Below are 26,536 nucleotides of genomic sequence, written 5' to 3' on the forward strand. Positions count from 1 at the left end.
GTGATGAAAAAGACCTATCATGGAAGCTGCCATTGCGGCGCCGTCGCTTATGAAGCTGATCTCGATCTGCAGGGCGGCACCTTCAAATGCAACTGCTCGATCTGCAGGAAAAAGCGCAATTGGCTGGCCGTCGCCACGCCAGCAGATTTCCGCCTGACCTCGGGCGAGGACAGCATCGGCGAATATCAATTCGGCCCGCGCATCCTGCATCATCTCTTCTGCAAGAGTTGCGGCATCAGTTCTTTCAACTGGGGTGAAAATCCCGCACTCGGCGGCAAATTCTACGCAATCAGCATTAGCTGCCTGGACGATGCCACGGATGAAGAACTCGCCTCGCTTCCCGTCGGATATTTTGACGGCCGCGATGATCGCTTCGATCGCGCGCCGGAGGAAACGCGTTATCTTTAGCGAAAGGGTTCTAGCCTTTGGTAGCCAACCAGATGACATGACGGGCGCCGCTTTTGCCATTGGCGCGCGTATTGACCACCTCGGCGGCAAAACCGCTGTCGCGCAGCCGCCGTGTGAAGCGATCGTCAGGTCCCGAAGACCAGACCGCGAGCACGCCACCGGGCCGCAGCGCATCGCGTGCTGCCTTCAATCCCTGATAATCGTAAAGACCGTCATTGGCTTCTGATGTGATGCCATCCGGGCCGTTGTCGACATCGAGCAGGATGGCGTCGTATGTCGCCTTGCGGGCTCGGATGAGCGGACGCACATCGCCTTCGTGGATGGCGACGCGCGGGTCGTCGAGGCAGCCGTTGAAGACTATTGCCATCGGCCCGCGTGCCCATGTGACGACGGCCGGAACCAGCTCCGCAACCGTGACCTTGGCGTCCGCACCGAGTTCACCGAGGGCTGCCCGCAAGGTAAAGCCCATGCCGAGGCCGCCGATCAGGATGTGCGGCGCCTTCCGGTCCTTGATCTTTTCGTAGGAAAGCGTGGCTAGTGCCCGCTCCGAGCCGCTCAAGCGGCTGTTCATCAGCTCGTTGGTGCCGAGCATGATGGAGAATTCCTGGCCGCGCTGCTTCAAGCGCAGCTCGCCGCCACCGGGGATTTTCGCAGTGTCGAGCAAGGTCCAGGGGATCACGGGCACTCTCCAAAGCAATTCCAGGAAAAATGCGTGAGCCGCTTTCCGTCCGGAATTGCATGTAAAATAGGTCGTTTCGAATTGCCCGGGACCATAGTCTTTCAAAGCTGCAAATAACAGACGTGCTTATCCGAGACGGATATAGGGCACATCCTTTTTCGCAACTTCGTCCAGCGCTTCCTCATAGCCGGCGTCGGCATAGCGCATGACACCAAGCGCCGTGTCATTGGTCAGCGCGTGATCGAGCCGTTCATCGGCCGCCGGCGTGCCATCGGCGACCACGGTGACGCCACAGCTCGTCATATAGCCGGCATAGCCGCCGCCGCCGGAATGGACGACGACGAGATCGGCCATGGATGAGCAGAGCATCATGGCGTCGATCAGCGGCCAGTCGGCGATGGCGTCGGAGCCATCCTTCATGCGCTCGGTCATGATATTCGGATGCGCCATGGCGCCGGCATCGAGATGGTCGCGCGAAAAGGCGATCGGCCCCCTCAGCTCGCCGCTTGCCACAAGCTCGTTGACGCGGCGGGCAAGTGCTGTGCGCTCGCCATGGCCAAGCCAAGCGATGCGCGCCGGCAGCCCTTCGAAGGGCACATGCTGGCGGGCAAGGCGGATCCAGTTGGTGATGATCTTATTGTCCGGGAACATCTCCAGCAGCAGATCGTCGATGCGGGCTATATCGCTTTCCTCGCCCGAAAGCGCCATCCAGCGGAATGGACCGATGGCGCGGCAGAAGAGCGGCCGCAGATAGGCTTCGGTGAAGATCGGGATATCGAAGGCGTTGGCAACGCCGCCTTCCTTCGCCTGGGTGCGGATCAGGTTGCCGTTGTCGAAGACTTCGGAGCCCTTCTTCTGGAAGTCCAGCATGGCCTTCACATGCTCGACGATGGAGGCGCGGCTGGCTGCCATGAGCTGGCCCTGGCCATCGTCGCGCAAATCCCGAACCTGTTGCAGGCTCATGCCCTTTGGCACATAGCCATAGACGAGATCGTGGGCGGAGGTCTGATCGGTGACGATATCGGGCACGATGCCGCGCCGTGCGATCTCAGGGTAGATCTCGGCCGCATTGCCGACGAGGCCGACGGAAAGCGCCCGCTTTTCCTTGACCGCGGCGTCGATCATCGCCAGCGCGGAATCGAGATCGGGCGCGATCTCCTGCAGATAGCCGATGTCCTGGCGTTTCCTGGCGCGCTCCGCATCGATGTCGACGCAGAGGATCGCGGCACCCGCCATGCGGCCGGCGAGAGGCTGCGCGCCGCCCATTCCGCCGAGACCGGCGGTCAAAACGAAGCGGCCGAAGAGATCGCCGCCGAAGCGGCGCTCGGCGATGCGCATGAAGATTTCGTAGGTGCCCTGGATCACGCCCTGGCTGCCGATATATTGCCAGGCGCCGGCCGTCAGCCCACCCCAGCAGATCAGCCCCTTGCGCTGCAGTTCGTAGAACACTTCTGCCTTCGCCCACTGCCCGACGATATTGCAGTTCGCCATGATGACGAGCGGCGCCTTGTCATGCGTGCGGATGAGGCCGATCGGCTTGCCGGATTGAATGAGCAGCGTCTGGTTCTCATCCATTTCCGTCAGCGCCTTCACGATGCCCTTATGTGCTGCCCAATTGCGGGCCGCCTTGCCGAGGGCTGCGTAGACGACAAGATTGTCTGGATCTTCGCCGACCGAGAGCACGTTTTCGAGCAGGCGCAGCAGGGCCTCCTGCCGCCAGCCTTTGGCACGCAGCTCCGGGCCGCCCGGAATGGGGAATTTCGGGTGACGTGGATTGGCTTTCGGCATGGTCCTCTTACCTCTTGTTTGGTGGTCTTCCTTCTCCTCCCCGATGAGGAGAAGAGGGTGGCACCCCTCGGCATTCATTTCGGCGGCAGGCCTTCAACGAAATTCAGCGCGGCCAAAAGCAGTCGCTTGCGTAGCATGTCGTTGCCATAGGCTTCCGGCCCGGCGCGCACCCATCCCTGCATTTCGCGGCCGCCTGACAACATGGGTTTGATATCACGCTGCTCCAGCGCCCAGGCATCATTGCCCTTGCCGAGGCGGATCAGCATGCCGTCGTCGCGGGCGCCGCAAAGCAAGTTGCCGTTGAGCAGAAGGGCCCAACCCCCGAACATCGTTTTTTCGCTGAGGCCCGGCCGTTGCCCGATTTCTTCTTTCAGCAATTCCTCAAGACCTGCGTCGCGTGCCATTGTCTTCTCCCGGTGCTGTCAGCCTTTCTTGCCGGCCAGAGCGTATTTCGCGATCTCTATCCCCATGGCTTTTTCGACAGAGGGATAGACGGTCGGATCGAGCACGCTGGCAGACAGCGGAATGATATCCATCGGCACATGCAGGATGAAGACGTGCATGCCTTCGCGCAAGTGACCGACGCTTAAGGGCTCGCCTTCCGGCGACAGCGTGGTGATGACGGAGGGGAAGGTCGCAAGGCGCTTGCCGCCGGCATCTTCGACCGCCATGTATTCGTTCATCACATGCATGACCACGGCCTTCTCGCCGCTGCCGACCGTGACGGTGCCGATATCGAAGGCTTCCTTCGTGTAGACGACATCCTTCCTGGTGATCGTGCCTTCGGCCAGGATATGGCCGCCGGTGGTCTTGCAGATCGCGTCTATGACGGCGCTGCCGCCCTTCTTCTCTGCCTCGATGATCGCTTCGCCGAGCGAAAGCGCCATGGAGATGCCGCCCAGCGCCGCATGCGTGCGGACATAGGAGGCGCGCAGCGGGTTGCGGCAGGAGGCGATGAAACCGCCGGACTGGTCGGAGGCCGCGCGCAGGATCGGCGAAATCTTCGCCGTCGCGCCCTTCACGACCAGCTCGATATAGCGGTTCTCGGCGCGGTTGCCGCCGACCGCGGTCTGGATCATCTGCTCGGGCGAACCCGCCATGCCGATCGAGCCCATGTCGCCCGTCGGATGGGCGCGGATGTCGCCGACCGCGTCCACGACCTTCGTTCCGAGGATGGCCGATGGCAGCCAGCCGTTCAGCGTCGAGGACTTACCATTCTGGCCGATGATCAGGCCGGAAAGCTTTTCGCCAAGCTCGTCCTGCAGCAGTTGCACGGCTTTCACGTAATCGATGCCCTGCATTTCCCAGGCGGTCGTGGAGGCAGGCGCGCCAATGGCGGCGGCCGTTGCGATCCAGTCGTTGTCGTCGAGCTCGTCGATCGACACCAGCTCCGGCTTGCCGACGTTGACGGCCGCATAGCCGAGCATGCGGCCGTGATCGGCCCAGCCGCCGCCGCCGGCAGCGTAAACGGAGCCACCCTTGACGGCCGCTTCCACATCCTTGGCAACGAGTACGCGTCCCATTGGCTACTCCCGGTTTTGCTTGAGGTTCCTGTCCATGTCGCGCACCGCTTCGAACAGAACGGCCGCGCCCATGGCGATGTCATCATTCTCGGCCCATTCCTCGGCGCAATGGCTTCGGCCTTCCTTGCAGGGCACGAAGATCATCGCTGCCGGTGCGACCTTGGCGATCCACGCCGTGTCGTGGCCGGCGCCGGAGGCCATGCGGCGATGCTTAGCACCGACCGTGTCGCAGGCGCGCTCCAGCGTTTCCAGCAGAACCGGAGCGCCCGGCGTCGGGAAATTATCGGAGACACGGACCGGCGACTTGATGGTCACTCCGTAAGCTTCCGCTATCCGTTGCACTGCAGCGTCGATCCAGGCCAGGAACTCTTCCATGTCGCTGCGGATTTCGGCGCGGCCGTCGATCAGCAGCACCACCTTGGACGGCACGACATTGGCGGCATTCGGCTCGATGCGGAATTCGCCCACGGTGGCGGCGAAATGGCCCGGCGTCTTCGCCTGCTCGGCCGCTCGGCTCCGGATATCGAGCACGAGCTGCGAGGCGGCCACCAGCGCATCCGCGCGGCGGTCCATCGGCGTTGTGCCGGCATGGTCGGCGCGGCCTTCCACGGTGATCTCGATGCGCGTGATGCCGGCGATCGCGGTGACGATGCCGATATCCTTGTTCTCTGCCTCCAGCACCGGTCCCTGCTCGATATGCAGTTCCAGGAAGCCTGCGAGATCCGGGCGCTTCTGGGCGAGCAGCACCGACGGGTCGCCGCCGACCTCTGCAATGCCCTGCGAAAGCGTGCGGTCACCGCTCACGCGGGAAAGCCACGCCTCGGGGATCTGCCCGGTCATGCCGCGGCTGCCGATGCAGGATACGCCGAAGATGCTGACCTCTTCGGCCAGGAAATCGACGATCTCCAGATCATGATCCAGCTCGATATCGCGATCTTTAAGGGAGCGCGCAACTTCGAGCGCAGCAATGGTGCCGGCAATGCCGTCGAAGCGGCCGCCATCGGGTACGGTGTCGGAATGCGATCCGACGAGGATCGTGCCGAGACCGGATTTTGCGCCCGCGCGCCGGCCGATCAGATTGCCGGCGGCATCGATGCGCGTCGTGAGCCCCGCCGCCTTCATGCGCGCCTCAATGTAAGTGCGACCTTTCAGAAACAGCGGCGAGAAGGCGCGGCGTGTCCAGGGGTGATCGGGTTCCGTGATGCCAGCCAGCGCCTCGATATCCTCGGCGATGCGATCGGCGTTGACAGGCAGGTTGTGGCGTTTTGGTTGGTTCATCAGGCAGTCTCTCCGGCGATAATCTGGCGAGGAAGCGGGTGGACAAATCTGCCGCTGCCCGGCTCGGCCAATACTTTGTTTCCGTCAGTAATCTGCTTGCCCCTAAGATAGGTGGCGGATACCGTCCAAGGCAGGCGGATGCCGTTATAGGGGCTCCAGCCGACGACATTGTTGCCGCTCGAAGCAGCATCGTAGACGGTTTCGCGCGGTTCCAGCACCACGATATCGGCATCCTTGCCAGGGGTTAGCGCCCCCTTGATATGGTCGAGGCGGAAGTGCCTTGCGGGATTTTCCGCCATCAGCTTCGCCGCCCAGGTGAGCGGCACGCCGCGCTCCAGCGCGCCCTTGACGAAGAGCGGCACCATGACTTCGAGGCCCGGAACACCCGATGCGTTTGCCAGCATGTCCGGATTGGTCTTGCGGTTTTCCGACCAACTGACATGGTCGGTCGAGACAAGCCAGACATTGCCTTCCGCCACCTTGCGCCACAGCGTCTCCACTTCGGCACGCGGGCGGATCGGCGGATTGATCTTTGCCTTGCCGCCAAGGCGCTTCACGTCGTTTTCCTCGTCCAGCGTCAGGTAGTGAATGCAGCACTCCACCGTCGCCTCGAAGCCGTCGCGGCGGTAGGCGCGGGCAATATCGTAGCCGCGGCCGAGCGAGCAATGCACCACATGCGCCGGGCAGCCGGTGTCCGCGCCCGTCTCGAAGATCGTATGCATGGCAAGCAGTTCGGTGATCGGCGGTCGTGACAGGCCGTGTGCGCGATAGTCGCTGATACCGCTCGCCTTCACCTGCTCCATATAGGTGCGGACGGCTTCATCATCCTCATTGTGCACACCGGCCGTCAGCCCCGTCGGTGCGATCGCCGCGAAGCAGGCGTCGAGCAGGGCCGGCGGAATGCGCGGGAAGCGCTTCGGGTCCGTGCCGAATGTGGAGAATTTGAAGGCGGCGACGCCGGCCTCGACCATTTCGCGGATGCGTGCAGGCCCTTCCTCCGGGTCGACCGTGCCGTAAAGCGCAAAGTCTACGCGGGCTTGCGGCGCGGCACGATCGATCTTCTTTTTCACCGCCGCTGCCGAGCAGACCAGATTGCCCTCGTCATAGGGCATGTCGACTATGGTGGTAACGCCGCCGGCGGCTGCCGAGCGCGTCGACCAGATGAAATCCTCCTGGTCTTTCTGGGAGAGCGAATGGACCTGCGCATCGATCGCGCCGGGCAGGATCATTGCTTTGCCGAGCAGATGCCGTTCGCGCGCTGCGGGTGGGGTGCCGATGCCGATCTCTGCGATCTTGCCATCGCGCACGGCAACATAACCCTCTTCCACGATGCGTTCGGGAAGAACCACGGTGCCCTGCAGAACGAGATCGAAATCAGCCATATCCAGTCTCCCCGTTCACCGGTTGATCAGATCGCGACAGTGTCGTGATAGAGCCGCTCTTCCACTCGCTCCAGCGAGCCGAGGGCGAAGAAGTCATCATAGGCGAGGATCGGCGCATGGGCGATCATCTCGGACACGAAGGCTTCTGAGGCCAGTTCCTCTTCGATCGCTTCAACTTCGGCCGATAACGGTCGGTCGACGACATAGAAGTCCGCATGTTTGCGCACGACGTCGTAGAGCATGCGCGCCACACCTTCCGGCGTGTCGCCGAGAATGTCGATCGCCTGCGCCGAGAGCAGGGCTTCCAGTGCCGCAAGACGCTTCAGCGCCCGCATCTGCCGCTCGAAACGTTCGATCACCAGCGGCAAGAAGGCGGCTTCATCCTCCATGCCGGCGGCAACCACCAGTGACTGCGCCGAGACCGGATTGGACATGGACAGCACCCGCGAAAAGATCTCGCCGGCAAGCTTGATGATCGGGCCGAAGCCGGTGGCGATCTTGCCTTCGGGCACCAGATTGACCGGCAGGCCGCGCCGTTGGCCATTGCCGAGCAGGACGCAACGATTGAAGGCATTGCGCGCCGCATGCGCCATGCAGATGACCGCAGCCTCGAGCAAGATGGTCACGTCGAGTGGCAGGGAACCACCCGATGTCATGACGCGACCGTCGACGATGACGGGATTGTCGTCGGAGCGGCCCGTCGCCGCCAGGATCTTATGACCGGCGGCCAGAAGATTTTCGATCACCGCGCCGAAGACCTGGCCGATCATGCGTAAGCTTAAGGGGTCCTGCACATGTGTCGCGACGGGCCATGGCCATTCGTCGGAGGCTTTGCAAAGCCATGCACCGATCAGGGCTTCGCGCGCCGTGCCGACGTGTCGTACCGCGTGCCAGGGATCACGCGAGGCACCGAGCGCGCCGGCCGCCATCATGCCGGTCGCGAGCAATACGCGGATCGAGGAGGCGGCATTGCGGGTCGTTTCGGCGGCCGCCGCGAAACTGACGGCGTTGACGCTGAGCGACGCCAGGCTGTCGCGCGGCAGCATCCTCACCGGCTTGATGCCTGCCGCGGCAAAGGCATCCGCCGCCTGCATGCGCCGGCCGTGATAGACCGCTTCGCCGACCCCGGTCAGCACCGCGCCGATCTGCCCCATCAGGCCAATATCGGCGCAGCCGATCGAGCCGGTGCGGCGGACGACGGGAATGACATCCGCATGCAGAAGCTGGAGATAGGCGTCGATCAGTTCCGGCGAGCAGCCGACCCGGCCGGTAAGCGCGGTATTGACCCGGATCGCCATGGCATTGCGCACGACGGACAAGGAAAAGGGTGCCCCGGTGCCGAAATGATGGGCGCGTACCAGGCCAAGATTGAAGGTGTCGAGGTCTTCCGGCGACCACTCCACATCCTTCATCGCTCCAACGCCGGTGGTCGAGCCATAGACGGGCATGCCGGATTCGATCGTGCTTTCGAGAACTTCGCGCGCCGCGCGCACGCGCACCAGGCCGCTTTCCGATGCCGAGGGGATCACGACGCCAGCGCCGATCCGCACCAGATCGCTGAACCCCAGGGGTTGCCCGGTGAGTTCGATGCCGGCCTTCTGACGCTCCATCTTTGCGGTTCTCCTTTCCCGTGAGGTTATGCGAGCATAATTGATAATGGGATATCCCAAATGTCGAACACCTGCCATACCGCGCGAGCAGAAGTACATGCAAAGCAGGCTGCTGCATCACCCTGCAATGCGGCAGGATTGACGAATGGACGTCGCCGCCGTTTCTATGCCGAACGATCCGCTCAATCTCGGAAAAGCGCGGCGATGAAGATTCCTGAACTACCTTTTACAGTAACGAATTGGGATGAGATTTCGCCGACCAAGCATACAGGCGAAAGCGGCTATGCGCTCTGGCGGACATTGAATATCGGCGACATCCGTGTTCGAATTGTTGAATATACGCCCGGCTATGTGGCCGATCATTGGTGCGATCGAGGCCACATTATCTACGTGCTCGAAGGCGAATTGATCTCCGAGTTGAAGGATGGGCGGGTATCGATCCTCACGCAGGGGATGAGCTATCAAGTGTCCGATTTCGGCGACGCCGCGCACCGGTCATCGACGAAGACAGGCGTTAAGTTGTTCATCGTCGACTGAAATCGCCCAAGGGGCTACCGCGACATAGCGCATACGAGTGCCCTGGCCGCAACGGCGCGGCCACGGGAGCAGGTCAGCTCAAAAGCCATGCAATATAAATCAGCACGAGCGCGATGATCCAAAGCGCCAGGCGTCCGGAACGGCTGTGCTTCGCCTCGGCCTTGCCGATCGCCTCCGCCGTCTGCGGATCGAAGCGCAGACCGTTTTCGCTCATGGCGAGGAGTTCGTGGTGGAATTTCTCGGTCTTGGCCGCGATTTCGGGGACGGCTTCGGCAAGTTTCACGGCCGCTTTCAAACCGTCCTTCAGGTCGGTTACGATACGCTTGGGTCCGAGATTGGTGCGAATCCAGTCGCCGACGACGGGTTCCGACGCCTTCCACATGTTGAAGCGCGGATTGAGCATGCGCGACACGCCCTCGACCACGACCATGGTCTTCTGCAGCATCACCAGTTCCGGCCGCGTCTCCATATCGAAAAGCTCGGTCACTTCGAAGAGCAGTGTCAGCAGTTTGCCCATGGAGATCGTTTCGGCCGGCTGGCCGTGGATCGGTTCGCCGATGGCGCGGATCGCCTGCGCGAAACTCTCTGTGTTGTGATGCGCCGGCACGTAGCCGGCCTCGAAATGCACCTCGGCGACACGGACATAGTCGCGGGTGATGAAGCCATAGAGAATTTCGGCCAGGAAGCGGCGTTCCTTTTTGCCGAGGCGCCCGACGATGCCCATGTCGACGGCGACGATCTCCCCTTCGGCATCGACGAAGAGATTGCCGGGATGCATGTCGGCGTGGAAGAAGCCGTCGCGTAGCGTATGTCGCAGGAAGGACTGGATCAGCGTGTCGGCGAGCAGGTTGAGATCGTGGCCGGCGGCCTTCAGCCCCTCGACATCGGACATCTTGACGCCGTCGATCCACTCCATGGTGATGACGTCGCGGCCGGTGCGTTCCCAATCGACCTTGGGGACGCGGAAGCCTGGATCTTTCTCGGTGTTTTCGGCGATCTCGGAAAGAGCCGCCGCCTCGAGCCGCAGATCCATCTCGACCTTGGTCGTCTGCTCCAGTGTCCGCGTCACTTCAACAGGCCGCAAGCGGCGGCTCGACGGCATGAAGCGTTCCTGCAGACCGGCAACAAGATACATCGCCTTGATATCGTTGACGAAGCGCTGGCGGACGCCCGGCCGGACGACCTTGACGGCAACGCGCTTGCGGCCTTGCGCGGTCTGCACTTCCGCTGGATGCACCTGCGCAATCGACGCGGCGGCAATCGGTTCGTCAAAGCTTACGTAGAGATCGTCGAGCGGGCGACCGAGCGAACCCTCGATTGCAGCCTTTGCCGCCGCATTCGGAAAGAAAGCCATGCGGTCCTGCAATTGCGAAAGGTCGTTGGCCATGTCGACGCCGACGACATCGGGTCGCGTCGCCAGGAACTGGCCGATCTTCACATAGGAAGGTCCGAGACGCTCGACCGCCTTGGCCAAACGATCGCTGCGCGCCTGGGTCTTGGCACGCTTGCGGGCAAAAATGCTGACGAAGGATTTCGCAAGGCTGACGGAGGGCGGCAGTCCCTCGGACGGAAGCGCGATGACCACGCCTTCGCGCACCATCACCCAGCCGACCCTGATGAGGCCGAAATATGCGGTGAAAGCACTCATCGGGTCTCAATGTCTCGCTGGATGCCAGCCGAAAACCGCGTCACATTTTTCGGTATCATGCGTCAGAGCTTCCAGCCGGAGTGCAGGGCGGCGATGCCGCCGGTATAGTTGGTAAAGCTCACGCGCGAAAAGTCTGCCTCGCGGATCATCGTCGCGAAATCCTGCTGGTTCGGAAATTTGCGGATCGATTCCACCAGGTACTGATAGGGTTCGGCATCGCCGGTGATTGCCTTGCCGAACTGTGGAATGGCGTTGAAGGACCAGGCATCGTAGACGCGGTCGAGCAGCGGCAGGTCGACTTCGGAAAATTCCAGCACCAGCAGCCGGCCGCCGCGCTTCAGCACGCGGTAGGCTTCCTTCAATGCCACATCGATACGCGGCACGTTGCGGATGCCGAAAGCGATCGTATAGGCGTCGAAGGAGTTCGGCTCGAAGGGCAGTTCCTCGGCGTTGGCTTCGACGAAGGTGAGGTTGTCGGTAAGCTTCTTCTTCGCAGCGCGCTCTGCGCCCACACCCAGCATCGAGCCGTTGATATCGAGCACGGTGGCGTGCGCCAGCCGGTTCGAGGCCTCGACGATGCGGAAGGCGATGTCGCCCGTACCGCCGGCAACGTCGAGGACCTTATAGGCAGGGTCCTTGCGCGGATTGAGCGCGGCGATCATCGCATCCTTCCAGGCCCGGTGCAGGCCCATGGACATGACGTCGTTCATGATGTCGTAGCGTTTGGCGACCTTGTGGAACACCTCGTTGACGAGACCTTGCTTCTCGCCATCGGCCACTTCGCGGAAGCCATAGGATGTTTCCATGCCGCCATCGGCGGAGGTGCGGCTTTCTGCCATCAGCTCAACTCCGTTACATAAATTCGTGGCGGACCATAGCGAAATCGCGTTTGCCACGCTATCTCCTGAGCCAGGTCACCAGCCGCAATGCTTTGGGCTATAGCTCAGATCATAAGCGGTTGAAACATAAAGATGGATAGCAATGCCGGAATTACCAGAGGTCGAAACCGTCAGGCGCGGGCTTGCGCCTTCGATGGAAGGTGCGCTGCTCGCCGAACTGGAGCTGCGGCGCAACGATCTTCGCTTTCCCTTTCCGCCCGAGTTTTCGCGCCTCGCGTCCGGCCGCGGCATCACGTCGCTGTCGCGCCGCGCGAAATATCTGCTGATCGATCTCGATGATGGCATGACGATCGTATCGCATCTCGGCATGTCCGGCTCGTTTCGCATCGAGAATGGAGCGATTGCCGATACGCCGGGTGACTTCCATCATCCGCGCTCGAAAGACGAGAAGCATGATCATGTCATCTTCCATTTAAAGGGCGCCAACGGCCCTGCGCGCGTCATTTACAACGATCCCCGCCGTTTCGGCTTCATGGACATCGTCCGGCGCGCGGATCTTGCGAGTCATCCTTCCTTCCGCGATCTCGGCCCGGAGCCGACCGGCAATGAATTGAGCGCCGACTATCTGGCCGAACGTTTCTCGGGCAAGGCGCAGCCGCTGAAAAGCGCATTGCTCGACCAGAAGAATATCGCCGGGCTCGGCAATATATATGTGTGCGAGGCGTTATGGCGTTCGCATCTGTCGCCGCAGCGCGCCGCCGGGACATTGGTGACCGAAGCCGGCCAGCCGAAAGAGCAATTGCTTCAGCTGGTCGTCGCAATCCGCGAGGTCATCGCCGATGCCATAGCCGCCGGCGGTTCGTCATTGCGCGATCATATCCAGACGGATGGCTCGCTCGGCTATTTCCAGCATTCCTTTTCCGTCTACGATCGCGAGGCGGAGCCTTGCAGGACGCCCGGCTGCGGCGGTACGGTCGCCCGCATCGTCCAGGCGGGGCGCTCTTCTTTCTATTGCGCCTTCTGCCAAAGCTAATGTGAAGGGAGAGACACATGGCCTATGAAACCCTCATCGTCGAAACGCATGAGGCCGTCGGTCTCATCAGGATCAACCGGCCGCAGGCACTGAATGCGCTGAATTCGACGGTGCTTGCCGAATTGAAGCAGGCGTATGGCGCTTTTCATGCGGACGAGGCGATCGGCGCAATCGTGCTGACGGGCTCGGAAAAGGCCTTCGCCGCCGGCGCCGACATCAAGGAGATGCAGCCGCTCGAATTCGCCGATGTCTATAAGAGCGATTTCATTAGCGGCTGGGACGAGGTCGCCAAGGCGCGCAAGCCCGTCATCGCGGCCGTCAGCGGCTTTGCGCTCGGCGGCGGCTGCGAGCTTGCCATGATGTGCGACTTCATCATTGCTGCCGATACGGCAAAGTTCGGCCAGCCGGAGATCACGCTCGGCATCATTCCGGGCATGGGCGGTTCGCAGCGCCTGACGCGCGCCGTCGGCAAGGCGAAGGCGATGGATCTGATCCTGACCGGCCGGATGATGGATGCCGCTGAAGCGGAGCGTTCCGGCCTCGTGTCGCGCATCGTGCCGGCCGACAAGCTGATCGACGAGGCGCTGACCGCCGCCGCCAAGATCGCCTCACTATCGCGCCCCTCGGTGCTGATGGCCAAGGAGGCGGTCAACCGGGCGCTGGAGACGACGCTGGAAGAGGGCCTGCGCTTCGAGCGCCGGCTGTTCCACAGCCTGTTTGCCACCGAGGATCAGAAGGAAGGCATGGCGGCCTTCATCGAGAAGCGCAAACCCGTCTTCAAGAACAGGTGAAGCGAGATTCCGGAATTGCGCGGGTTCCGTGAGAATCCGCGTTGACGCCGACGCTCATTCCGGTTATATGCCCGCCACAGTTTGGAAAGCCGATCTGGTTTTCCGCAATTGCTCCCGCATTGCTGGATGAAGTGGCCGCAAGGCCCGCGCTGCACTGACGGAGTTATGTTCGAATTCTAAGAGAGGCATACATGGCCAATACCAGCTCGGCGAAAAAAGCGACCCGCAAGATCGCCCGCCGCACCGATGTCAACAAGGCTCGTCGCTCGCGCGTTCGCACTTTCGTCCGCCAGGTCGAAGAAGCCATCGCATCGGGTGATGCGGATCGTGCGAAGGAAGCCTTCCTCGTAGCGCAGCCGGAACTGGCTCGCGCTGCCACCAAGGGCGTCCTGCATGCCAACACCGCTTCCCGCAAGGTCTCGCGTCTTGCCAAGCGTGTGAAGGCACTTTCGGCCCCGACCGCGTAATTTTTCCTTAACGATTTGATCGTTAGACTTGAGCCCGGCCCTTGTGCCGGGCTTTTTGGATTCAGCCAAAATTGGGCTGTATGGTAAAAATGTAGCCGGCTGACCATGTCACTGAGGTGACAGAAAAAACCGTTTAAAAACAAGCGGTTATAGCAGGATGCCCCGATATTGGGTGATCTGCATGACGGCCCGCGGGCTCCCGGGTGAGTCAAGGATTTTTTTTATTTTTTTGTTTTGAAAGCTGTGGGAATCGCGCTGAACGGGAATCTCCTTGATTCAAAAGCGATTCTTTTTTGACGGGGTTGTGACACTCAAAAACGGCCTCCGGAGTCAAGGACCGCCTCTTAATTTTGTGTAAAATTCATCGTTGATCTCAGCCTACGATCCTGCCTAAATGACTTTCAACAAGGGGCGCGGACATCATCTCAAACGGCTTCGGCGAACACTGCCAGTCACGGCAGCGGGGGGTGGTTTTTGTTCCTTGTGACGGAGCGGTTCAGTTCCGTTTTTTCAAACAGTTGACGAGTTAAGGCCACTGGCGGTAACGCCTGCGGAACGAGGAAACTTGTCTGCTCTTTGCAGCCTAAGTCCCAAGCGTGGCTGCGGGGAGGGGAGAAAAATTGACAGCCGTTTGGGGCAGTCGGTCGGAATACGAGGACCGGGCGACTGCTTCAGATGCAAACACCAAGACGAAGGCCGCTCGGGGAGCAGTTTTCGCCAGGGTGTTTCGCGTAAGGTCCTATTGGCTTGGACCCGGCTGATGAACCGGTATGCGGCGAAGCTCGGAACCACGAGCGCGACCGCTATGCCATGGCGTAGACCTAAGGGCGGCGGTATTATCCAAAACCGCCCTATAAAAAGAGACTGTGGAAGGCGGCATTATGCAAATGATTACGAGAACGACGGGTGCGTTGGAAAACGGGGACAATGCACAGCAGGCGTTCAGTGCGGTTTGTCTTGAAGCGGCGGGGGAAAAAGGAGATATGCAGCATAACGTATTGTTCGAGCGTGTCAGTGCGCGCTTGAAGGCTCAGGTCGGTCCGGATGTTTATGCTAGCTGGTTTGCGCGGCTTAAGCTGCATTCGGTATCGAAGAGCGTCGTACGGCTGACTGTTCCGACGACGTTTCTGAAGTCCTGGATCAACAATCGTTATCTCGATCTGATCACCAACCTGTTCCAGGCAGAAGATGCTGAAATCCTGAAGGTTGAAATTCTCGTACGCACGGCGACCCGCCACGGCGCGAAGCCTTGCGTGGACGAACATGTAGCGGTGCCCGACACGGCTTCCGTGGCGCCGATCCGTCGCCCGGTTGCCCAGCCTGCCGGCCAGGTCGTTGCTCAGACGATCTCCGCGGCAGCCGCCGCCCGACCGGCGACCGTAGGTGCGCCGCTGTTCGGCTCGCCGCTCGACTCCCGCTTTACCTTCGATACCTTTGTCGAAGGCAGCTCCAACCGCGTCGGCCTTGCTGCCGCCAAGACGATTGCTGAAGCCGGCTCCGGCGCAGTGCGCTTCAATCCGCTCTTCGTCCATGCGACGGTCGGCCTCGGCAAGACGCACCTTTTGCAGGCGATCGCCAATGCTGCCGTGCAGAATCCGCGCGGACTGCGCGTCGTCTATCTGACGGCGGAATATTTCATGTGGCGCTTCGCCACCGCCATTCGCGACAATGACGCGCTGACGTTGAAGGACTCGCTGCGCAACATCGATCTTCTGATCATCGACGACATGCAGTTCCTGCAGGGCAAGATGATCCAGCATGAGTTCTGCCATCTGCTCAATATGCTGCTCGACAGCGCCAAGCAGGTCGTCGTTGCCGCCGACCGCGCGCCCTGGGAGCTTGAATCGCTCGATCCGCGCGTACGTTCGCGTCTTCAGGGCGGTGTCGCCATCGAGGTCGAGGCGCCGGACTACGAGATGCGTCTCGAAATCCTCAAGCGCCGCCTGGATGCTGCCCGCATGGACGATCCGTCGCTGGAAATCCCGGCCGAACTTCTCTCGCATGTTGCCCGCAATGTGACCGCGAGCGGCCGTGAGCTAGAAGGCGCTTTCAACCAACTGATCTTCCGCCGTTCTTTCGAGCCGAACCTGACGGTCGAGCGTGTTGACGAGTTGTTGGCCCATCTGGTCGGCTCCGGCGAGCCGCGCCGTGTCCGCATCGAGGACATCCAGCGTATCGTGGCGCGCCATTACAATGTCTCCCGCCAGGAGCTGGTTTCCAACCGTCGCACCCGCGTCATCGTCAAGCCGCGCCAGATCGCCATGTATCTGTCGAAGACGCTGACGCCGCGCTCCTTCCCAGAGATCGGTCGCCGTTTTGGTGGTCGTGACCACACGACCGTGCTGCATGCGGTGCGTAAGATCGAGGAGCTGATTTCCGGTGACAGCAAGCTGTCGCATGAAATCGAGCTGTTGAAGCGTCTGATCAACGAATAAGACGCGCCGTTATCGGCAATTTTATCCACGGCCGGCTTCATCGCCGGCCGTTTTCATTTATGCGGCTTTTATTCTATAGATGTCTGAAATACTGAATCGGATGCCCGGCCGGAGGAGGCCGGCGCGCCGAACGGGAGGATGTCTATGGGTTTTGACAGGATTGCCGTTCTCGGTCTTGGAAAGGTCGGGCGGCTCGCCGCCACGTTGTTGCATGAAAGCGGTTTCGCCGTCACCGGCATCGACGCGCATTTGCCCGCGGAGGCCGTGCCTTTCGCCTGTGAGGTCGGAAATGTCTCCGATCCGGCGCTGATCGGCGATCTCTTTTCCCGCGTCGATGCCGTGCTCTCCTGCCTTCCGTTTCACCTGAACGCCGATCTGGCGCGCCTTGCCCATGGCGCCGGCATTCATTACTTCGATCTGACCGAGGATGTGCCGACCACAAACGGCATTATCGAGCTTGCAAAGAGCGCGCGCGGCCTGATGGCGCCGCAATGCGGCCTGGCGCCCGGTTTCGTCGGCATTGTCGGTGCGAGCCTTGCCGATGTCTTTGATCGCTGCCGCTCGATCCGCATGCGCGTCGGTGCCCTGCCGCAGAATCCGACCGGACTGTTGGGTTATGCCTTCAACTGGTCGCCGGAGGGCGTGGTCAACGAATATCTGAATGACTGCGAAGTCATCGAGGGTGGTGTCCGCAAGCTGGTCTCGCCGATGGAATGGCATGAGACGCTCTATGTCAACGGCGTCAAGCTCGAAGCCTTCACCACCTCGGGCGGCCTGGGGACCATGTGCAGCACCATGCTCGGCCGGGTGGAAAACCTCGATTATAAAACCATGCGATATCCCGGCCACATGGAGCTGATGAATTTCTTCTTCCATGAGTTGCTGATGCGCGACCGCCGCCAGCTTGCCGGTGAGATCCTGACCGAGGCGAAGCCGCCGGTCGATGACGATGTCGTCTATGTCCATGTTTCCGCCGAAGGCACGATCAACGGCAATCTGCGCCGGCGGGAATTCGTGCGGGCCTATTATCCGATCGAAGTCGTCGGCGAGAGCCGCACCGCCATTTCCTGGACCACATCGGCCTCCGTCGTCGCCGTTATCGAGCTGGTACGCGCCGGCCGTTTGCCGTCGACTGGCTTCCTGCATCAGGAACATATTCCGCTCGACACCTTCCTGGAGACGCGGACCGGCAGCCTGTTCAAGGGTGGCATCACGCATCACGGATGACGCCGCCTATGCCGGTGGCGGCGTATGCGAGACCTCGGAAAACAGCCAGGTACGGAAGGCGGCGATGGCCGGCCGTTCCAACGCGGCGGGCGGATAGACCAGATGGTAGGCCAGCGTGCTGGCAAGCCCCATCGGGAAGGGCGCAACAATCGTGCCCTCTGCCAAATCTTTTTCGATGAAGGAGCGCCGCATCAGCGCGATGCCGAGCCCCGCTTTCATGGCATGGTAAGCGCCGGTGCCGTCGGTGAAGATCGGCCCGCGCGTGGCGTCGACCCCGGTTGCGCCCGCTGCCTGCAGCCAGAGCTGCCAATCGCGCCGGTAGACATCATGGATCAGCGTCAGGCCAGCCAGCGCGTCGGCTGTGGGTGAGGGGCCAAGCGAAGCGGCGGTCTCAGGCGTGCAGACCGGCACGTATTCGTCATCGAGCAGCCGCTCGCTCGCCAGGCCTTCATAGCCGCCGAGCCCGTGGCGGATGGCGATGTCGATGCCGTCGCGCTGGAAATCCATCATCCGGTGCGAGGCACTGATCCTGAGATCGATCTCGGGATGCGCCTGTTCGAAACGCATCAGCCGCGGCACCAGCCAGTGTGTGGCAAAGCCCGCGGTGCAGGTGACGGTCAGCACCGTATCGCGTGCCCGCATCGTCAGTGCCGCCGTCGCCTCTCGCACCAGGCGAAAGGCGGTGCGCAGCGTCGCGAAATAATCCGCACCGTCAGCCGTCAATGCCAGGCCCCGCGCCCGACGGTCGAAAAGCCGCACACCGAGCGCGGTTTCGAGATCGCGCACCTGAAGGCTGACCGCACCTGGGGTCACATGCAGCTCCCTGGCGGCAATCGTCATGCTCAGATGCCGCGCCGAGGCTTCGAAGGCGCGCAGCGCCGAAAGGGAAGGCAATTGATCCATGACGATTGAGTTCAGCTAAACGATCGAACGAAAAAGACTCGTTTGCCAGAGCTTCCTATTAGCGGGATTATTCCATCAGTTTCGGATGTTGGCAAGAAAGTGCTTCTTCACCAGCATCGAGCTTAACTCATAGAATGGAAAACAGGAGATATCGCCATGGCGCAGAAATCTATGGGCGCTGCGGAATGGGGCATGCTGCTTGGATTATCGGTCCTCTGGGGCGGCTCGTTTCTGTTCAACGGCATCCTGGTACATCAACTGCCGCCCTTCACCATCGTCGCCTCGCGCGTCGCCTTGGCGGCGATAGCCTTGCACGTCATCGTCCGGATGACCGGCCAGGCGATGCCGCGCGACCGTCAGACCTGGGCCGCCTTCTTCGGCATGGGTATCCTCAACAATGTCATTCCCTTCCTGCTGATCGTCTGGGGCCAGACCCATATTGCCAGCGGTCTGGCCTCCATCCTCAACGCAACGACGCCGCTCTTCGCCGTCGTGGTGGCGCATTTTCTGACGACGGACGAGAAAATGACCGGCAATCGCCTGATCGGCGTTGTCGTCGGTTTTGCCGGCGTCGCGCTGATGATCGGCCCGTCGGTGCTGAGCAGCTTCGGTTCGAACGTGCTGGCCCAGCTCGCCGTGCTGGGCGCCGCCTTCTCCTATTCGCTCGCCGGCATTTTCGGCCGCCGTTTCCGTCGCATGGGTCTCGCGCCCATCATTCCCGCGGCCGGACAGGTGACGGCCTCGACCATCCTGCTGCTGCCGGTTGCCCTTTTTGTCGATCATCCTTGGACGCTCGGCACGCCTTCGACAGAGACCTGGGTGGCGCTGGCGGGATTGGCGATCCTCTCGACCGCAATCGCCTATGTCCTGTTCTTCCGCATCCTGGCAACGGCGGGCGCCACCAACCTGATGCTGGTCACCTTCCTTATCCCCGTCAGCGCCATCCTGCTCGGCGCGCTGATCCTCGGCGAACAATTGCAGCCGAAGCACTTTATCGGCATGGCGATGATTGCGGTCGGCCTTGCGGCGATCGATGGACGATTACTCGCTTTCGGGAGAAGACGCGTGGCGGCAGAGTAGGGTGGATTGCCGCCTTTTCAGCACGCCAGATCCGCGACCACGGAATCAAGGATCAGCATGCCCGCCGGTGTGCAGCGCAGGCGGGAATTGCCGAGGCGCTCGATAAAGCCGTGTTCCAGCAGGAGCTGCTCGCGCTTCGGATCAGGCTCTCTGCCGGAAAGCTGCTGCCAGCGCACGAGATCGATCCCTTCTTTCAGGCGCAGGCCCATCAGCAGCAACTCATCGGCTTGCTCGTCGAAGCCGAGCATCTCCTGCTCGAGGATGCCATGGCCGTCGCGCTCGACCAGCTCCAGCCAGCTTTCCGGCTTCCGCTCGGTCGACGTCGCCAGCTTCTTCGGGCCTTGGGTCAGCCGGCCGTGGGCGCCGGGGCCGATGCCGGCATAGTCTCCATAGCGCCAATAGGTGAGATTGTGGCGGCTCTCGGCGCCGGGGCGCGCATGGTTGGAAACCTCATAGGCCGGCATGCCCTCGCGTTCGGTAATCTCCTGCGTCGCCTCGTAGAGCAGCGCCGACTGGTCGCCATCCGGTACGATCAGCTTGCCCGCCTTGTGCAGGCCATAGAAGGGCGTGCCTTCCTCGATGGTCAATTGATAGAGCGAGAGGTGGTCGACGGCGTAGGAAATCGCCTCCTTCAGCTCGCGCTCCCATTCCTCGACGGTCTGGTTGGGGCGGGCATAGATGAGGTCGAAGGACATGCGCGGAAAGATCTCGCGCGCCAGCTTGATCGCCTTCAGCGCATCGGCGACGTCGTGGAGCCGGCCCAGGAATTTCAGATCGCGGTCGTTCAGCGCCTGCACGCCCATGGACACGCGATTGACCCCCGCCGCACGATAGCCGCGGAAACGCTCGGCTTCGACGCTGGACGGATTGGCCTCCATGGTGATCTCAATACCGTTAGGCACATGCCAGGTCTGGGCAATGCCGTCGAGGATCGCACCGACAGTTTCCGGCTTCATCAGCGAAGGCGTGCCGCCGCCGAGGAAGATGCTGGTCACCGTCTTCGGCCCGCTGATCATCCGCATCGTCGCCATTTCTTTCAGAAAGGCGGTAGCGAAACGCTCCTGATCGACCGGCTGATGGCGGACATGGCTGTTGAAATCGCAGTAGGGACACTTGGCCGCGCAAAAGGGCCAATGCACATAGACGCCGAAACCGGGTTCGCCGGTATCCGGTAGCAATTGCGCCCCGCGCATCAGGTCCTGCGTATCTACGATTTCCACGGGGTTAGCTTACGCCTCCAGGCAGGTTTCGACAAAGATCTTGAAGGCGCGGGCGCGATGGGAAAGCGCTTGGGAGTCGCCATGCTTCCAGCCATGCTTTTGTCCGGCGCTCATCTCGCCGAAGGTGGTGTCATACCCCTTGGGCTGGAAAATCGGATCGTAGCCGAAACCCTGGGTGCCGCGCGGCGGCCAGACGACGGTGCCCTCGACCTCGCCGCGGAAAAACTCGGTATGCCCGTCCGGCCAGGCGAGGCAAAGCACGCTGACGAAGCGCGCCGTGCGGCTCTCCGGTGAAGCGGCACCGGCCTTTTCCAACGCAGTCTCGACCTTCTGCATTGCCATTGCGAAGTCACGGGTGCCGTCAGGCTTTTCCGCCCAATTGGCCGTATAGACGCCAGGATCGCCACCCAGCGCATCGATGACCAGGCCAGAATCGTCCGATAGCGCCGGCAGGCCGGAGGCATGCGCGGAGGCCAGCGCCTTGATCGCGGCATTTTCCTCGAAGGTGGTGCCGGTTTCATCCGGTTCGATGAAATTGAGATCGGCGGCAGATTTGGCAGCAAAACCGAGCGGGCCGATCAGGTCTCGAATTTCCTGGATCTTGCCGGCATTGTGGCTGGCGACGACGATGGTCTTGGTATCGAGCTTGCGCATATCCTGTCCTGTCATAGGCCCCAGATCCGGGGTTCGGCGCATTCCAGGCTGTTGCCGGCCGGGTCGCGGAAATAGATCGAGCGGCCGCCACTCGGCCATTGAAAATCGGCTTCGATATCGACCCCGGCAGCCTTCAGCTTTTGCGCCATGGCTTCGATGTCGTTGCCGCTGACACGAAAGCAGACGTGACCGTGCCCTTTCGTGCCATGGGGCGGCACGGGTAGGGCACCCGGTTCGTGCGGCTTGACGGTTTCCGCGCTATTGAAGATCAACAGCACGCCCGGCCCGCAGCGATAAAAGACATGACGGTTGCCGCCGCGCGAAATCTTCTGCAGTCCGAGAACGCCGCCATAGAAGGCCTCGGCTGCATCGAGATCGTCCGCATAAAGAGCGGTTTCCAGAATGCCTTCCATCAACGGGCTCATCGGTTGACCGCCTCTTCGGTCAGGCAATCGCCTGCTTCTGCAGCTCCACCAGCTCGGCAATGCCGTTTTTGGCGAGATGCATCAGGGTTGTGAATTCTTCTTCGCTGAAGGGCGTGCCTTCGGCCGTGCCCTGGATCTCGACAATGCCGCCGGCGCCGGTCATGACGAAATTGGCATCGGTCTCGGCGGATGAATCCTCGAGATAGTCGAGGTCGATCACCGGCTGGCCGGCGAAGATGCCGCAGGAAACGGCGGCGATGTGATCCTTCAGGACACGGTCCGTCTTGATCATGTTGCGGCTTTCCATCCACTTCAGACAGTCGTAGAGCGCGATCCAGGCGCCGGTGATCGAGGCCGTGCGGGTGCCGCCATCGGCCTGGATGACGTCGCAGTCGAGCGTGATCTGGCGTTCGCCCAGTGCCTGCAGGTCGACGACGGCGCGCAGCGAGCGGCCGATGAGGCGCTGGATCTCCTGCGTGCGGCCGCCCTGCTTGCCGGCGGCGGCTTCGCGCTTCATGCGTTCACCGGTGGCGCGCGGCAACATGCCGTATTCGGCCGTGATCCAGCCCTTGCCGCTGTTGCGCAGCCATGGCGGCGTCTTTTCTTCCAGGCTTGCCGTGCAGAGCACATGCGTATCGCCGAATTTGACCAGGCAAGAGCCTTCCGCGTGCTTGGAAAAATTGCGCTCAAATGACACTTTGCGCATCTGGTCGGTTTTTCTGCCTGAAGGCCGCATTCTGCTCTCCTGAAAGTTTATTGACCGCTTCTACGATCCACCGGCGGCTTTTGCAAAGGAAAAGCAGGCTGAAGGGCCTTGTAGTGCTAGCGTTGATATTTTTCCCTTTTGCCATTGCTAACTGAATGATTATATTTTGACTAAGGCTCAACAGAACGGATTTGACAGCGAAATGGGGTTCACGACATCGTCGGTTTCGGATGCCATTGCAGCGCTGGACGAACGCTCGAAGGAAATCTTCCGCCGTATCGTTGAAGGCTATCTTGAAAATGGCGAACCGCTGGGATCGCGCAATCTCTCGCGCTTGCTGCCCATGTCTCTGTCGCCGGCCTCCGTGCGCAACGTCATGAGCGATCTGGAAGAGCTCGGTCTCATCTATTCGCCGCATATCAGCGCTGGCCGTCTGCCGACGCAGATCGGCCTGCGTTTTTTCGTCGACGCCTTCATGCAGGTCGGCGATCTCTCCGCAGAAGACCGCGCCACCATCGACCGTCAGGTGCGTGGCAGCAACCGAGACCAGCCGATGGAATCTGTGATGACCGAGGCAAGCCGCATGCTGTCGGGCATCTCGCGCGGCGCCGGATTGGTGATCACCTCGAAGAGCGATCCGGTGCTGAAGCACGTCGAATTCATCCGCCTGGAGCCGACCAAGGCGCTGGCCGTGCTCGTCGGCGATCACGATCAGGTGGAAAACCGCATCATCGAATTACCGGCCGGCGTTACCTCCTCGCAGCTCACGGAAGCCGCGAATTTCCTCAATGCCCACATGACCGGCCAGACACTGCCGGAGCTGCGCCGTCAGTTACAGACGTTGAAGGAGAGTGTGCGCCAGGAACTCGATATTCTGTCGCGCGAGCTCGTCGAACGCGGGATCGCCGTCTGGTCCGGCGACGGGGATGAGGGCAAGCCGACGCAGCTCATCGTGCGCGGCCGCGCCAATCTGTTGGCCGAAGTGGGCGGTGCTGAAGATCTGGATCGCCTGCGCCTGTTGTTCGACGATCTCGAAAAGAAGGACAGCCTGATCGAGATCCTGAACCTGGCCGAAAGCGGGCCGGGCGTGCGCATCTTCATCGGCTCGGAAAACAAGCTCTTTTCGCTCTCCGGCTCCTCGTTGATCGTCGCGCCCTATCGTGATGACGACGACCGCATCGTCGGCGCCGTCGGCGTCATCGGTCCGACACGGCTGAATTATGCCCGCATCGTGCCCATGGTGGACTATACCGCCCAACTGATTTCCAGGCTGTCGCGGCCAGGGATGTGACGAAAGCCTCCGCAGGGCGGGCCTTCATTGAACGCGCAGAGATCGTTTTAGTCGGGTAGCAGGGTTCCCGATCCGCCCATCTCCGCCGGCATGTCCTTTTGTTTCGGCAGGCCGTCTCTCAGATGCAGCACGGTGTTCTCGTAGTTGACATGAAGCATCGGCTGGAAGTCGAGGGTTGGGATAATGGCGGCGTAGACATCGGTCACGCCCCACAAGGGATGCTCGGTCAAGAGATGGCCACCGCAAATCTTGCACCATTTGCGCAGGCTCTTTTCGCTTCTCTGGTAGCTGCCGATGTGGTCAGCGCCCTTGGTGACATGCACGGCTTCCGGTGGCCAGAGCGAAAAGGCGTTGACTGGTTCTGCCGACCATTCCCGGCAGGAGTCGCAATGGCAATAACCCATCGCCACCGGTTCGCCACTGACCGCGATTTCCACCGCGCCGCAGAAACATTTGCCCGAATGGGACTGGCTGCTGGACATGGACGATCCCTCATGTCGTGTTGAAACGGCCCCGACTATACCCGGAAAGGGTCTTGGATAGTAGAAGCCCCAACGGGGGAGGCATTTTCACCCGATTGGTATTTGGGCAAATAGGGCTGGATTGCCGGGAAATGGCTGTTCTTCGCGACAAAGCCTTGATTTTTTCCGGCCAAACCTCGATATCGGGCTCATTCAAAAGACAAAGCAATTCGGAGACCGTCATGACCGACGAAACAACGAAAACCGGACCTGACGCCACGGCGACTGACAATCCCGCGGACTTTGCGCAAGAGGCTGCGGAAACCGCGGATGCGGGCCAGCCTTCGCAGCCGGATCCGGTCGAGCTGCTTAAGGCCGAAAATAGCGATCTGCGTGACCGCTATCTGCGCCTTGCCGCCGAAATGGACAACTTGCGCCGTCGCACCGAGCGTGACGTCAAGGATGCCAAGTCCTATTCCGTCGCCAGCTTCGCCCGCGACATGCTTGCCGTTGCGGATAATCTGCGCCGCACGCTGGAAGCCATTCCGGCCGACGCCCGCGCCGAAGCCGATGCCGGCCTGAAGACGCTGATCGAAGGCGTGGAAATGACCGAGCGCTCCATGCTCTCGGCCTTGGAGCGCCACGGCGTCCGCCAGATCGAGCCGGTCGGCCAGAAGTTCGATCCCAACTTCCATCAGGCGATGTTCGAAGTGCCGAACACCGAAGTACCGAACAATACGGTCGTGCAGGTGGTGCAAGCCGGCTTCGTCATCGGCGAGCGTGTTCTTCGCCCGGCCATGGTCGGCGTTGCCAAGGGCGGCCCGAAGGTTGCCGAGATTTCCGAACCGGGCGCCAACAGCCCGTTCGACGAAAAAGACGCCTGATCATTTTCAGGTAATAGCAAAAGAGAAGAGCCGGATGATGTGAGATCATCCGGCTCTTTTCTTTTGCCGTGGTCCGATGCGATCCAGTCCGTTAGGCCGCGTTAGACGCCTGCTCTTCATTGAGGAAAGCGTAGATCGCCGAGGCGGATTCGGTGGCGCGCAGCTTGGCGACGAGATCCTGATCGCGCAGCACGCGGGCAATGCGCGACAGCGCTTTCAGATGGTCGGCGCCGGCGCCCTCGGGGGCGAGCAGCAGGAAGACGAGGTCGACGGGCTGGTCGTCCAGTGCCTCAAAGTCGACAGGCGCTTCCAGGCGCGCGAAAATACCGATGATGGATTTGATGCTGTTGAGCTTGCCGTGCGGAATGGCGATGCCATTGCCGACGCCGGTGGAGCCCAGGCGCTCCCGCTGCAGCACGACGTCGAAAATCTCGCGCTCGGGCAGTCCGGTCAATTTGGAGGCTTTGGCTGCCAGCTCCTGAAGCAGTTGTTTTTTGGAATTTGCCCTCAAGGCGGGGATGATCGCATCTTGGTGCAGCAAATCTGCCAATGCCATTCTCTTTATCCTTCGTGTCGCCGAGATCCGATGACGGAGGAGCGGCGGCCGGCTGTTACAGCCTGGGGCCGTCGCTCATCTTCCTTTCTCAGCCCTTGATATTGGCTGCGTCGATCCAGCCAATGTTGCCGTCCTGCCGACGGTAAACGATATTCAGATGTTCCTTGCCGGGGCTGCGGAAAAGCAGCAGCGGCTCGTCGGTCATGTCGAGCGCCATCACGGCGGTCGCGACCGACATGGTCTTTAGCTGTTTCGTGCTTTCGGCGACGATCGCCGGCGCGAAATCGGCCGGGACCTCGTCTTCGTCGTCCGGAACACCGTCCATGACGGTATAGGCGACTTCGGCGAGGCCATTGGTGTGGTTGCCGGCCTGGTGATCCTTGAGTTTACGCTTGTAGCGGCGCAGGCGCTTTTCGATGCGCTCAGACGCCGCGTCAAACGCCAATTGCGGGTCCATTGCCTCTCCGGCGGCATGCAGGACAACGCCACTGTCGAGATGAAGTTTGCAATCGGCTGCGAAGCGGGAACTGGATTTCTGTACCGTCACTTGGCCCGAATACCCCCCGTCGAAGTATTTCGTCACAGCCATGCCGATCTGGTCTTCAATCCTTTGGCGGAAGGAGTCACCAATTTCCATATGTTTCCCGGAGACACGCACACTCATGGAGTTTCCCTTCTTGTAGCGGTTATTGGGCGCGCCAGTTTACGCCA

Annotated in this window: 27 protein-coding genes; 10 read left to right on the plus strand and 17 right to left on the minus strand. The window is 61.3% G+C overall.

The features are described from left to right. Positions 1–3 precede the first annotated feature (3 nt). Complete coding sequence (locus C9E91_RS02420; protein WP_107106775.1) at positions 4–408, plus strand: GFA family protein; 405 nt, start codon at positions 4–6, stop codon at positions 406–408. 10 nt (positions 409–418) lie between these two features. On the opposite strand, the gene C9E91_RS02425 is transcribed toward C9E91_RS02420, so the two are convergent. From C9E91_RS02425 to C9E91_RS02455, 7 genes are all read right to left on the minus strand, one after another. Beyond that, positions 419–1,087 (minus strand): spermidine synthase, encoded by a 669-nt coding sequence (locus C9E91_RS02425; protein WP_107106776.1) that lies wholly within the window; start codon positions 1,085–1,087, stop codon positions 419–421. Positions 1,088–1,213: 126 nt separating this feature from the next. Further along, entirely contained in the window at positions 1,214–2,875 is a 1,662-nt protein-coding gene (gene ertB, locus C9E91_RS02430; RefSeq protein ID WP_107106777.1) for a thiourocanate hydratase, read from the minus strand. A 74-nt stretch (positions 2,876–2,949) separates the two neighbouring features. Beyond that, entirely contained in the window at positions 2,950–3,279 is a 330-nt protein-coding gene (locus C9E91_RS02435) for a TfoX/Sxy family protein (RefSeq protein WP_107106778.1), read from the minus strand. Positions 3,280–3,297: 18 nt separating this feature from the next. Next, on the minus strand, positions 3,298–4,398 hold the full coding sequence (gene ertC, locus C9E91_RS02440) for a thiohydantoin desulfurase (RefSeq protein ID WP_107106779.1): 1,101 nt from the start codon (positions 4,396–4,398) through the stop codon (positions 3,298–3,300). Between the two features lie 3 nt (positions 4,399–4,401). Further along, positions 4,402–5,676: a Zn-dependent hydrolase gene (locus C9E91_RS02445; RefSeq protein ID WP_107106780.1), complete on the minus strand. Its 1,275-nt coding sequence runs from the start codon at positions 5,674–5,676 to the stop codon at positions 4,402–4,404. Next, entirely contained in the window at positions 5,676–7,058 is a 1,383-nt protein-coding gene (gene ertD / locus C9E91_RS02450; RefSeq protein WP_107106781.1) for a hydantoin-5-propionate amidohydrolase, read from the minus strand. The genes C9E91_RS02445 and ertD overlap by 1 nt, the downstream gene beginning before the upstream one ends. 26 nt (positions 7,059–7,084) lie before the next feature. Next, on the minus strand, positions 7,085–8,668 hold the full coding sequence (locus C9E91_RS02455; protein WP_107106782.1) for an aromatic amino acid lyase: 1,584 nt from the start codon (positions 8,666–8,668) through the stop codon (positions 7,085–7,087). Between the two features lie 204 nt (positions 8,669–8,872). Here C9E91_RS02455 and C9E91_RS02460 point away from each other — a divergent pair, with 204 nt between their 5' ends. Continuing rightward, the gene (locus C9E91_RS02460; RefSeq protein WP_107106783.1) at positions 8,873–9,205 is read left to right on the plus strand and encodes a DHCW motif cupin fold protein; all 333 of its coding nucleotides are present in this window, start codon (positions 8,873–8,875) and stop codon (positions 9,203–9,205) included. A 73-nt stretch (positions 9,206–9,278) separates the two neighbouring features. Here C9E91_RS02460 and ubiB read toward each other — a convergent pair whose 3' ends face one another. After that, positions 9,279–10,853, minus strand: coding sequence for a 2-polyprenylphenol 6-hydroxylase (gene ubiB / locus C9E91_RS02465; protein ID WP_107106784.1), 1,575 nt, complete (start codon positions 10,851–10,853; stop codon positions 9,279–9,281). 62 nt (positions 10,854–10,915) lie between these two features. Continuing rightward, complete coding sequence (ubiE, locus tag C9E91_RS02470; RefSeq protein ID WP_107106785.1) at positions 10,916–11,692, minus strand: bifunctional demethylmenaquinone methyltransferase/2-methoxy-6-polyprenyl-1,4-benzoquinol methylase UbiE; 777 nt, start codon at positions 11,690–11,692, stop codon at positions 10,916–10,918. A 142-nt stretch (positions 11,693–11,834) separates the two neighbouring features. Between ubiE and mutM the strand changes: the two genes are divergently transcribed. The 5 genes from mutM (at position 11,835) to C9E91_RS02495 (ending at position 17,645) form a co-directional block, all read left to right on the plus strand. Then, a complete protein-coding gene (gene mutM / locus C9E91_RS02475; protein WP_107106786.1) occupies positions 11,835–12,725 on the plus strand; it encodes a bifunctional DNA-formamidopyrimidine glycosylase/DNA-(apurinic or apyrimidinic site) lyase in 891 nt (296 codons plus the stop codon). A gap of 17 nt (positions 12,726–12,742) precedes the next feature. Next, positions 12,743–13,516, plus strand: a complete 774-nt coding sequence (locus C9E91_RS02480) for an enoyl-CoA hydratase (RefSeq protein WP_107106787.1) — start codon at positions 12,743–12,745, stop codon at positions 13,514–13,516. A 191-nt stretch (positions 13,517–13,707) separates the two neighbouring features. Beyond that, positions 13,708–13,983 carry a 30S ribosomal protein S20 gene (gene rpsT / locus C9E91_RS02485; RefSeq protein ID WP_107106788.1) on the plus strand — a complete coding sequence of 92 codons (276 nt, stop codon included), beginning with the start codon at positions 13,708–13,710 and terminating at the stop codon, positions 13,981–13,983. Positions 13,984–14,864: 881 nt separating this feature from the next. Then, on the plus strand, positions 14,865–16,418 hold the full coding sequence (dnaA, locus tag C9E91_RS02490) for a chromosomal replication initiator protein DnaA (RefSeq protein WP_107106789.1): 1,554 nt from the start codon (positions 14,865–14,867) through the stop codon (positions 16,416–16,418). 144 nt (positions 16,419–16,562) lie between these two features. Continuing rightward, the gene (locus C9E91_RS02495; RefSeq protein WP_107106790.1) at positions 16,563–17,645 is read left to right on the plus strand and encodes a saccharopine dehydrogenase family protein; all 1,083 of its coding nucleotides are present in this window, start codon (positions 16,563–16,565) and stop codon (positions 17,643–17,645) included. Between the two features lie 6 nt (positions 17,646–17,651). Here C9E91_RS02495 and gcvA read toward each other — a convergent pair whose 3' ends face one another. Continuing rightward, on the minus strand, positions 17,652–18,548 hold the full coding sequence (gene gcvA / locus C9E91_RS02500) for a transcriptional regulator GcvA (RefSeq protein ID WP_107106791.1): 897 nt from the start codon (positions 18,546–18,548) through the stop codon (positions 17,652–17,654). Positions 18,549–18,704: 156 nt separating this feature from the next. Here gcvA and C9E91_RS02505 point away from each other — a divergent pair, with 156 nt between their 5' ends. Further along, the gene (locus C9E91_RS02505; protein ID WP_107106792.1) at positions 18,705–19,628 is read left to right on the plus strand and encodes a DMT family transporter; all 924 of its coding nucleotides are present in this window, start codon (positions 18,705–18,707) and stop codon (positions 19,626–19,628) included. A gap of 17 nt (positions 19,629–19,645) precedes the next feature. On the opposite strand, the gene hemW is transcribed toward C9E91_RS02505, so the two are convergent. Genes hemW through rph form a run of 4 tightly spaced genes read right to left on the minus strand, consistent with a single transcriptional unit; the run spans position 19,646 to position 22,663 of the window. Then, on the minus strand, positions 19,646–20,821 hold the full coding sequence (gene hemW, locus C9E91_RS02510; RefSeq protein WP_107106793.1) for a radical SAM family heme chaperone HemW: 1,176 nt from the start codon (positions 20,819–20,821) through the stop codon (positions 19,646–19,648). Positions 20,822–20,857: 36 nt separating this feature from the next. Further along, positions 20,858–21,502 carry an RdgB/HAM1 family non-canonical purine NTP pyrophosphatase gene (gene rdgB / locus C9E91_RS02515; RefSeq protein ID WP_107107035.1) on the minus strand — a complete coding sequence of 215 codons (645 nt, stop codon included), beginning with the start codon at positions 21,500–21,502 and terminating at the stop codon, positions 20,858–20,860. 11 nt (positions 21,503–21,513) lie between these two features. After that, positions 21,514–21,927, minus strand: a complete 414-nt coding sequence (locus tag C9E91_RS02520; RefSeq protein WP_107106794.1) for a VOC family protein — start codon at positions 21,925–21,927, stop codon at positions 21,514–21,516. A gap of 19 nt (positions 21,928–21,946) precedes the next feature. Continuing rightward, complete coding sequence (rph, locus tag C9E91_RS02525; protein WP_107106795.1) at positions 21,947–22,663, minus strand: ribonuclease PH; 717 nt, start codon at positions 22,661–22,663, stop codon at positions 21,947–21,949. Positions 22,664–22,835: 172 nt separating this feature from the next. Between rph and hrcA the strand changes: the two genes are divergently transcribed. Further along, complete coding sequence (hrcA, locus tag C9E91_RS02530; protein WP_107106796.1) at positions 22,836–23,924, plus strand: heat-inducible transcriptional repressor HrcA; 1,089 nt, start codon at positions 22,836–22,838, stop codon at positions 23,922–23,924. Between the two features lie 47 nt (positions 23,925–23,971). Here hrcA and C9E91_RS02535 read toward each other — a convergent pair whose 3' ends face one another. Beyond that, positions 23,972–24,406 (minus strand): GFA family protein, encoded by a 435-nt coding sequence (locus C9E91_RS02535; RefSeq protein WP_107106797.1) that lies wholly within the window; start codon positions 24,404–24,406, stop codon positions 23,972–23,974. Positions 24,407–24,627: 221 nt separating this feature from the next. On the opposite strand from C9E91_RS02535, the gene grpE reads away from it, so the two are divergent. Then, the gene (gene grpE / locus C9E91_RS02540) at positions 24,628–25,269 is read left to right on the plus strand and encodes a nucleotide exchange factor GrpE (protein ID WP_107107036.1); all 642 of its coding nucleotides are present in this window, start codon (positions 24,628–24,630) and stop codon (positions 25,267–25,269) included. Between the two features lie 91 nt (positions 25,270–25,360). Here grpE and ptsN read toward each other — a convergent pair whose 3' ends face one another. Then, positions 25,361–25,825 carry a PTS IIA-like nitrogen regulatory protein PtsN gene (gene ptsN / locus C9E91_RS02545; RefSeq protein WP_107106798.1) on the minus strand — a complete coding sequence of 155 codons (465 nt, stop codon included), beginning with the start codon at positions 25,823–25,825 and terminating at the stop codon, positions 25,361–25,363. 88 nt (positions 25,826–25,913) lie between these two features. Further along, positions 25,914–26,489, minus strand: a complete 576-nt coding sequence (hpf, locus tag C9E91_RS02550; protein WP_028751007.1) for a ribosome hibernation-promoting factor, HPF/YfiA family — start codon at positions 26,487–26,489, stop codon at positions 25,914–25,916. Between the last annotated feature and the right edge of the window lie 47 nt (positions 26,490–26,536).

Source organism: Rhizobium sp. SEMIA4064, assembly GCF_003025035.1.
GTDB lineage: Bacteria > Pseudomonadota > Alphaproteobacteria > Rhizobiales > Rhizobiaceae > Rhizobium > Rhizobium paranaense.